This is a genomic window from Candidatus Aminicenantes bacterium (genome assembly GCA_026393855.1).
Lineage (GTDB): Bacteria > Acidobacteriota > Aminicenantia > Aminicenantales > UBA4085 > UBA4085.
Window position 1 is genome coordinate 1 of the sequence record JAPKZJ010000074.1, and the last position, 8,901, is coordinate 8,901.

Here is an 8,901-nt window from a genome sequence, read left to right on the forward strand (position 1 = left end):
ATCGCCCCGATCGTGGACGAGATCGCCGTCGAGATGAAAGACAAGCTCAAGGTCTGCAAGATGGACGTCGACGCCAGCCGGGCCGTGCCCGCCCGCTACGGCATCCGCGGCATCCCAACTTTGCTGCTGTTCAAGGACGGCGCGGTTAAGGAGCAGCTGGTCGGCGCCCTGCCCAAGGACAAAATCGTCGACGCCATAAAAAAGCATCTGGGGTCAGGTCTCAACATTAGACATTTCTAAAAAAAGTTCATACTCCGGGAGCCGTCAGCAGGAGGTTGAGGATAGTCGGGCACGGCGAATGTCTAATGTTGAGACCTGACCCCTAAGGGATAATAACATGCCCTCAAAGCACGACGTCGTTATCATCGGCGCCGGGCCAGCCGGCTTGGCCGCCGCGATCTACACGGGGCGGGCCCGCCTGAACACAATCGTTCTCGAGAAAGGCCTGCCGGGCGGCCAAATCCTGATCACCGACTGGGTCGAAAACTACCCCGGCTTTCCCGACGGGATCGCCCCCTTCGACCTGATCGAGAGCTTCCGAAAACAAGTCCTCAAATTCGGGGCGGTCATCGTCGCCGACGCGGCCAAAAGCATCCGGCCCGACGGGAACGGCCCGGACTGGATCGTCCAGACCGGCAAGGCCGAATACGCCGCGCGAGCGATCATCGTGGCCACCGGCGCCCAATACCGCAGGCTCGGCCTGCCCAACGAAGGCCGCCTGATCGGCCGCGGCGTGTCGTACTGCGCCACCTGCGACGGCGCCTTCTTCCGCGACCGCGAGATCGCCGTCGTCGGCGGCGGCGATACGGCCCTGATGGAAGCCCATTACCTGACCAAGTTCGCCTCCACCGTCCATGTCATCCACCGCCGCGACCGCTTCCGCGGGGCCAAGATCCTGCAGGAGCGCCTCCTGGGGGACGCGCGGGTCAAAGTCCATTGGGACTCGGTGGTGGACGAAATCGTCGGGACCGAAAACCTCGAAGCCGTCGTCCTGCGCTGCGTCAAGGACGACGCCCGGACGATCCTGCCGATCGAAGGCCTGTTCGTCTCGATCGGCATGGATCCGATCAACGATCCGGTCAAGGGGCTGGTCGAAATCAACGAATGGGGCGAGATCGTCACAGACGCCAAGATGGGGACCAGCCGGACGGGGATCTACGCCGCCGGGGATGTCATCGATTCCACTCCCCACCAGGTGGCCACGGCCGTCGGCACGGGTGTGCACGCCGCCATGCGCGTCGGGGAATATCTATCGGGATACAAATAGGGGTCAGGTCTTAAGATATAAGTTTTCTTGGGCAAAGATTTGTTAATCTCGACAAAAATCGTCACGAGATAACTTATATCTTAAGACCTGACCCCTATTTTTTTTCGAGGGCGTCCACCCGGGCCTGAAGTCGCCGAAGCTCCTTAACCATATCGTAGAGCCGCGGCGCCGAGGCCCAGAACTTCCGCCAAACCAGGATGTCGAGGTGCGGGCTGCCGCTGACGAAAGCGCCGGCCGGGACGTTGCCGGTCACCCCGGTCTTAGCCGCGACCACCGCGCCGTCGCCGATCGTCACATGGTCGGGAACTCCGGCCTGGCCGCTCAGGATCGCCCCGCGGCCGACTTTGGAGCTGCCGGCGACTCCGGATTGAGCCACCAGAATGGCGTTCTCGCCGATCTCGACATTGTGAGCGACGATGACCAAGTTGTCGATCTTGGCGCCGCGGCGGATGATCGTCGCCCCCAAGGCGGCCCGATCGATCGTGGAGTTGGCCCCGATCTCGACGTCGTCCTCGATGATGACCGTTCCAAGCTGGGGAATCTTGATGTGCGAGCCGTCGTCGGCCCGCAGATATCCGAAGCCGTCGGCGCCGATGACAACCCCATCGTGGAGGATGACTCGAGATCCGATCCGCACTCCCGGGCGAAGACTGACGCCCGAATGGAGCACGCAGGCGGCGCCGATTTTGGCCCCGGAGTCGATCGTGACGTGTGGGAAGAGGACCGTCCGATCCCCGATCTCGGCCTCGGCGCCCACGACGCACAAGGGGCCGATCGAGACGCCGGCCCCAATCCGGGCGGAAGGATCGACGATCGCGCTGGAATGGATCCCTGGCGCGGGGAGGACGGGCGGATGGAGGATTTCGGCCGCCCGGATGAAAGTCATCTGGGGGTGGGCCGAACGCAGAACCGGAAGGCGATCCGTGACGACGCCTGAAGCCAAAACGACGGCCGAGGCGCGGGAAGTGTCGAGATAGGGCAGATATTTATTCTGGGAGATGAAGATCAGGTCTCCCGGTCCGGCCAATTCCGGGGAAGCGACGCCCTTGATATCCGTGCCGCCGTCGCCCTCGAAAGAGCAATTCAAGCGGGCCGCGAGTTCCTTGAGCGTCATGCGAGCCTCCCTCCGCGGGAACGTTTCGTTCCGACTTATTATAGGCCGCCCCGCCGCCTGGTCACAAGCGAACTATAGGGGTCAGGTCTTAAGATATAAGTTTCGACTCCATTTGTTGACGCTATCAGGGGGAATTATAACGATAACTTATATCTTAAGACCTGACCCCTTCCTCTTAGCGTCGACGCGTTCGTTGAACACTGCCGCCAGCTCGGCCCCCCAGAGCAGGATGGCCAGGGAGGAGGAGATCCAGAGCAGGAAAAAGATGATCGAGGTCAGCGTCCCGGCCAAGAACTTGGACATGACGAGGCCGACCGCCGAGAAATGGGCAACATAGAAGAAGAAGCTTCGCTTGAAGATCTCCCAAAGGAAGGAGCCGATGGCCGCCGCCACGACCGCGGCTAGAGTATGGACCTTGGTCTCCGGGATGAACTTGTAGATGACGAACAGCACCAAGAAGCCCAGCATGAACGGGATCAAATACTGGACCAGGAAGTTGTCGATGATGGGCAGGACCTTGGGGTTGAGATAATCGTTGACCACCGCGCTGGTCTGGATGGCCTTGTGGATGGCGGTCCAGGTGGCCGTGATCGAGAAGGAAAAGAGCAGGATCACAGCCGTGATCAGCATGATGATGTTTTCCATCAGCCGGTTGTAGAAAAAGGATCGGACGGTCTTGATCCGAAAGATGGTGTTGACAGCCTTGATCAGGTTGCCGAACAGGAAGCCGCCGGCCACGATCGATCCGATGATGCCGAACAGCCCGAGCGAGCTGGTGCTCTTGGAAACGGCGCCTAAGCGGCTGAAGAAGGACGGGTCGAAACGGGCGAAGAAATCCTCGGTGAAGATATTGAGGCTGCGGACGGCAATTTCGGACGAGCCCAAGAACTTGGAAGTGGCCCAGGCGAAAAGGGCCAGCAGGGGGACGGCGCACAGCAAGGTAAAATAGGAGATGATGATGGAGTATGCGAAACAGCGGTCGTCGTTGAACCGCTTAAACGACTCGCCCAATACGCGGATTACGGTGCGCACCATGGATAGCGTGCCTACCCTACTCCCGCCGCTCTATCTTGTCAACGCGACGAATAGGGGTCAGGTCTCAATATTCAACATTTCGCATCACGGCCGTGGCGTGGGCGGGCCGCCGGGAGAAATTCAATAGGCCATGGCCGACAAATGTTGAATGTTGAGACCTGACCCCTTCCCAGATCAGGCGAACTTGCCCCATTTGACCATCAGGATGATGAAGGTCACGAGCAGGGCGTAGATGACCAGCGTCTCGATCAGGATCAGGCCCAGCAGGAGGAGGAAGCGGATGTGCGGGGCGCCGCCGGGGTTGCGGCTGATGCCCTCGCAAGCCGAGCTGATGGCCTTGGCCTGGCAGAACGCGCCGGCCATGACCGCCAGGGTGATGATGCCGCCGGCGACGATAAGCGACAGCCGGTAGAGGGAGGCCCGGGACAGCTCGGTGGCGATGCGGGACTCTTGCATGGCGGCCATCCGCTGCCCTTCCCGCGAAACGTCCTGCGGCTGCCTGTCTTGGGCCAAGATGGGAGCGACGGCCAGCAAGACGAAAAACACCAGAAGAAACAGCGATTTCATACGGATTGTCATCGGACGACTCCTTTGTGCGTCAAGAATGCTCCTCCTGGTGCTCGACCGCGCCGGAAATGTAGATGCACGACAGCAGAACGAATACGAACGCCTGGAGGAAGGCGGTGAAGATCGATAGGGCCATGAACGGCAGGGGCAGGAGGATGGGGATGATCGAGGCGATGACCACGATCAGCACTTCCTCGGCGAAGATGTTGCTGAAAAGCCGGATCGACAGCGAGACGGGCCGCGAGAAATGGCTGATGATCTCGATGGGGACCATCAGCGGGGCCATGAACGGGATGGGGCCCATAAAATGCTTGAGGTAGCGGAGCGGGCCTTGGGCCTTCATCCCCTGGTAATGGTAGTAGACGAAAACGCTTAGGGCGCATCCGATCGTGACGTTGAGCTTGGAGGTCGGCGACATGAACCCGGGAATGAGCCCGATCAAATTGGAGAAGAAGACGAACAGCCCGATTGTGCCGACGACGGGAAGAAATTTCTTGCCCTCGGGGCCGATGATGTCGGTCAGCTGGCCCTCGAAGAACTCGATGATGAACTCGAGCAGATTTTGCATCTTGCCGGGCACGATGGACCGCTTCCGGGCGGCCAACCCGAAGAACAGCATCAGGAAGAGGGCGACGAAGAAAACCATGACCAGATAGTCGGGGATGCAGTTGGCGGGGTCCGCCACATGGATGCCGAAAATCTTGAGAAAAGCCGCCACGGGCCGCCCGAGCAGACGGTTGAAGAAGACGACGATGCCGAGGGTATGCTCCAGCTCTTCCATGGCTACGGCTTAAGGGACTTCGCGCGGACGAGAGCCGCGGCGGCCTCGGCCCCGAAGACCGGAATGACCGCCGAGAAGCCCGCCGCGAAAGCGATGAGTTTCTCCGAATAGAGCAGGATTATAAGGAAAAAGACCACAAATATCAATAAAAAACGCAGGGCATAGAGGGCGATTCCGGCCTTCAAAGCGCGGGCCTTGGCCTGATTCAGGACCTTGCCGAGGGCGCTCTTGAGCCAGAGGAAGGAGAGCGCCGAGAACAGACCGCCGGCCAGTAGGAAGAACCCGGTCAGAGGGTCGAACAGGAGGGCGCCGGCGAGGCCGAAGATGGCGGAAAGGGCGACGATTTCATAGGGGATGCGCCGGAGCATGCGCTCTTCTAGGGGATCGGCGAAAGGCGTCTGTAGATCGCTCATCGGAAACCGATATTTTAGCACAAAAGAATACGGGGACAGTAACTGTCCCCCTATTCTTTGTTTTCTCGGTCATATTTGCGGAGGCCGCGGATCAGGGTCATCAGGCCCGACACGACACCCAGGAGGGTCCAAATGATCAGCATCCAGGGGTCGGTCTTCAGCCATTTATCCAATAGATACCCGAAGAAAAGACCGATGGCGATGGACGCGGGCAGATTCAGGGCCAGCGAGCTCATGCCCCATAAGCCCCGATAGTTCGAAGGCGCCATCTTACTCGGCCCTCGCTTGGTTCACTTCCGGCGGCGGGAGACGCGGGAAAACCCTATTATCACCATAATGATAATGCCGATGACGAACAGTTCCATTAGGCCTATCATACGAATCTCCTATCGCCCCTATCTTACCAGATAGGGGTCAGGTCTTAAGATATAAGTTTTCTCGCCTTTGTCGCTTATCAACCGTCAACAAATGAAGCCGAAACTTATATCTTAAGACCTGACCCCTGCCCCTATTTGAATTGCCGCGGGAAGCCGTTTTCGATAAAATATGCCTCCCTTCCGTATGAAGGCCCACTTCCGCAAAGGACGACAGCCATGAAAAAAGCCCTGGTTTGCGGCGCCGGCGGGTTCATCGCCTCCCACCTCGCCAAGCGCCTGAAAAAAGACAAATATTGGGTCCGCGGTGTGGACATCAAGTACCCCGAGTACTCGGCCACGGCCGCCGATGAATTCCTTCTCCTCGATCTGCGCCAAGAGGCCAGCAGCCGGGCCGCCCTGGCCCTGCCCCCCGCCTACGCCCAGGCCGGGCCCTCCGCCCCGCCCGCCGGCCCCTTCGACTTGGTCTTCCAACTGGCCGCCGACATGGGCGGGATGGGCTTCATCCACTCGGCCGAATGCGAGATCATGCGCAACAGCGCCCTGATCAACATCCACATGTCCCACGCCGCGGCCGAAGCCGGGGCCAAACGCTACTTCTTCTCCTCATCGGCCTGCGTGTACCGCGACATGCGCAAAGACGAGGACGAGCTGACCGAGCTCCAAGCCTACCCCGCCCTGCCCGACAACGAATACGGCTGGGAAAAGCTTTACGCCGAGCGGATGGCCATGGCCTACGGGCGCCGCTCGGGCATGATCATCCGGCTGGCCCGCTTTCAGAATACCTACGGCCCCGAGGGTACCTGGCACGGCGGCCGCGAGAAAGCCCCCGCCGCCCTCTGCCGCAAGATCGCCGAGGCCCCCGACGGCGGGACGATCGAGGTCTGGGGCGACGGCTCGGCCATGCGCGCCTACACCTACATCGACGACCTGGTCGACGGGATTGTGCGCCTCATGGCCTCCGACCTCGAGGACGGCGTGAACATCGGCCGGCCCGAATACGTCTCGGTGGACGAGCTTGTCCAGACGGTCGCCGCGGCCTCCGGCAAGACGATCCACATGAAGCACATCGCCGGCCCGGTCGGCGTCAAGGCCCGCAATTTCACCAACGCCCGTATTCGGTCGACCGGCTGGGAGTCGAAGTTCAGCCTGCGCGAAGGCATCGCCCGCACCTACCCTTGGATCGAAGCTCAAGTTAAAGCTGCGAAGAAATAATGGAGAGGTTGCCGCGCTCCCTTCGGTCGCTCGCAATGACAAATCCCTGTCGCCCCATCGCCATGACAAGTCCCTGTCGCCCCGAGGAGCTTCGACGTGGGGGCCTCGCTTAAAATGAGCAAGATGAGATCGCCACGCTCCCTTCAGTCGCTCGCGATGACAAGCCAACATCGCTCCCTTCAGTCGCTCGCAATGACGAAAAATGACGATATGATGGAAAGCATCCGACCGCTGTTCGACCCCGAAAGCACGTTTTCGGCCGCCGACCTGGCCCGCGTCCTGGCCGAGGCTCCGGCCGCCGGCCGACCGGCCATCATCCGCGACATCATCGGCGAGGCCTTCCGCCTCTTCGGTTCCACCTCGCTGACCACACCCCGGCTGGAGAACCTCCAGATCTCGCGCGTCCTGCACACGCTGGGATCGGCGCTCGAGCGGGCGGCCGGGACCAAGGCCGGGACGATTGTCGAGAAAGCCTGCGCCTCCCTCTCGCCCGCCGAACGGACCTGGCTGGCGGCGATCGGCCTTCCCTCGCCGGCCGGCCGCACCCCGCGCCGCGGCGGAGCGGCCCGGCGGCCTGTCGTTTCGGCTTCGGCCTGGCCGCGCCTCGCCCATGACGCCGCCTTCGAGTCGATCGGCCGGACGATCGTCCTGACCCGGACCGGCCGCTCCGACACGCCCCGCAACGCCCTGCGCGCCGACGAGATCATCTGGGGCCGGGCGCCCGCCCGCCTCGACCTCGGCGGCGGCTGGTCGGACACGCCCCCCTATTCGCTCGAGCACGGCGGGTGCGTCATCAACGCCGCCGTCGACCTCAACGGCCAGCCCCCGATCCAGGTCTTCGCCCGGGTCATCGAGGAGCCCGAGATCCGGATCAACTCCATCGACCACGGCTCGCGGCTGACGGTCCGGACATTCGACGATCTGCTCGACTACCGCTCCGCCACCAGCCAGTTCGGGCTGGCCAAGGCCGCGCTGGCGCTGTCCGGATTCGCCCCCCTCACCGCGCCCTGGCCCCCCGCCGCGCGCCGCTCGCTGGCGGCAATGCTCAAGATCTTCGGCGGCGGCATCGAGCTCAATACCCTGGCCGCCATCCCGAGCGGCAGCGGCCTAGGGACATCCAGCATCATGGGCGCCGTGCTGGTGGCAGTGATCCGCCGCATGATCGGCGACCACCCCTCGGATCGCGACCTCTTCCACGCCGTCCTCAAGCTGGAGCAGGAACTGACCACGGGCGGCGGCTGGCAGGACCAGATCGGCGGCGTGCTGCCGGGCGTCAAGGTCATCACCGCGGGCCCGGGCCTCGTCCCCGACCCCTGGATCCACTATGTCATGCCCGACCTGCTCGACCCCGGCCAGAACGGCGGGTCCACCCTGCTCTACTACACCGGCATCCGCCGGCTGGCCAAGAACATCCTGCGCACCGTCGTTGGAAGCTACCTCGACCGGGACGCCGCGGCCCTGGATACGCTGCGGGCGCTTCACGCCTACCCGGCCGAGATGCGCGAGGCGATGGCTGCCAAGGATCCGCGCGCCTTCGGGCGGCTGATCGATACGGCCTGGCGGCTGAACAAGCGCATCGACCCGGATTCGACGACGCCGGATATCGAAGCCATCCTGTCCCGCATCCGGCCGTATATCCACGGCGCCAAGCTACTGGGGGCGGGAGGCGGGGGGTTCCTGTTGATCGTCGGCAAGACGCCCAAGGACGCCCGGGCGGTGCAGCGGCGCCTGACGGCCCATCCCCCAAATGCCCGGGCCCGTTTCTTCGACTACCAGATCAGCCGCCGCGGTTTGACCGTCACCGTCTGCTGATAGGGGTCAGGTCTTAAGATATCGAATTTCTTTGGCAGTTTTTTGTAAAAAATGACGATTATGGCCTGATATATTAGATACCTTAAATCTTAAGACCTGACCCCTTTTTTCCCCTTAAAAAAGAAAAGGCCGGCTCTTTCGAGCCGGCCCTCGGTAGATCGGTGTTGTTCAGCTCAGGCTGGATCAGGTTCCGGAAACGCCGGCCCGGGGACCACGGATGAACGAGCCGTTCAAACAGATCAAGTCCTTGTCGAAGTCGGCCGTGGACGAGATCGTGTACAGGCCCGCTTCGGGGGTGGTCGTCGTGTAGGTGAAGCTCTCCA

At 61.9% G+C, this 8,901-nt stretch carries 10 protein-coding genes; 4 read left to right on the forward strand and 6 right to left on the reverse strand.

The window, feature by feature from the left end; translation table 11 throughout:
• Window positions 1–240: thioredoxin domain-containing protein (locus NTZ26_09040; GenBank protein MCX6560649.1), on the forward strand; the 240-nt coding region annotated here is incomplete at its 5' end.
• Between the two features lie 97 nt (window positions 241–337).
• Window positions 338–1,267 (forward strand): thioredoxin-disulfide reductase, encoded by a 930-nt coding sequence (trxB, locus tag NTZ26_09045; GenBank protein ID MCX6560650.1) that lies wholly within the window; start codon window positions 338–340, stop codon window positions 1,265–1,267.
• A 94-nt stretch (window positions 1,268–1,361) separates the two neighbouring features.
• Here trxB and lpxD read toward each other — a convergent pair whose 3' ends face one another.
• From lpxD to NTZ26_09075, 6 genes are all read right to left on the reverse strand, one after another.
• Window positions 1,362–2,381 (reverse strand): UDP-3-O-(3-hydroxymyristoyl)glucosamine N-acyltransferase, encoded by a 1,020-nt coding sequence (gene lpxD / locus NTZ26_09050; protein ID MCX6560651.1) that lies wholly within the window; start codon window positions 2,379–2,381, stop codon window positions 1,362–1,364.
• 147 nt (window positions 2,382–2,528) lie between these two features.
• On the reverse strand, window positions 2,529–3,416 hold the full coding sequence (locus NTZ26_09055) for a YihY/virulence factor BrkB family protein (protein ID MCX6560652.1): 888 nt from the start codon (window positions 3,414–3,416) through the stop codon (window positions 2,529–2,531).
• Window positions 3,417–3,590: 174 nt separating this feature from the next.
• The gene (locus NTZ26_09060; protein MCX6560653.1) at window positions 3,591–3,995 is read right to left on the reverse strand and encodes an ATP synthase F0 subunit C; all 405 of its coding nucleotides are present in this window, start codon (window positions 3,993–3,995) and stop codon (window positions 3,591–3,593) included.
• Between the two features lie 19 nt (window positions 3,996–4,014).
• Window positions 4,015–4,764: a F0F1 ATP synthase subunit A gene (gene atpB / locus NTZ26_09065; protein ID MCX6560654.1), complete on the reverse strand. Its 750-nt coding sequence runs from the start codon at window positions 4,762–4,764 to the stop codon at window positions 4,015–4,017.
• 2 nt (window positions 4,765–4,766) lie between these two features.
• The gene (locus NTZ26_09070) at window positions 4,767–5,132 is read right to left on the reverse strand and encodes an ATP synthase subunit I (GenBank protein ID MCX6560655.1); all 366 of its coding nucleotides are present in this window, start codon (window positions 5,130–5,132) and stop codon (window positions 4,767–4,769) included.
• Window positions 5,133–5,227: 95 nt separating this feature from the next.
• Window positions 5,228–5,446, reverse strand: a complete 219-nt coding sequence (locus NTZ26_09075) for an AtpZ/AtpI family protein (GenBank protein MCX6560656.1) — start codon at window positions 5,444–5,446, stop codon at window positions 5,228–5,230.
• Between the two features lie 324 nt (window positions 5,447–5,770).
• Here NTZ26_09075 and NTZ26_09080 point away from each other — a divergent pair, with 324 nt between their 5' ends.
• Window positions 5,771–6,766 carry an NAD-dependent epimerase/dehydratase family protein gene (locus tag NTZ26_09080; GenBank protein MCX6560657.1) on the forward strand — a complete coding sequence of 332 codons (996 nt, stop codon included), beginning with the start codon at window positions 5,771–5,773 and terminating at the stop codon, window positions 6,764–6,766.
• Between the two features lie 210 nt (window positions 6,767–6,976).
• The gene (locus NTZ26_09085; GenBank protein ID MCX6560658.1) at window positions 6,977–8,578 is read left to right on the forward strand and encodes a hypothetical protein; all 1,602 of its coding nucleotides are present in this window, start codon (window positions 6,977–6,979) and stop codon (window positions 8,576–8,578) included.
• Window positions 8,579–8,901 lie beyond the last annotated feature (323 nt).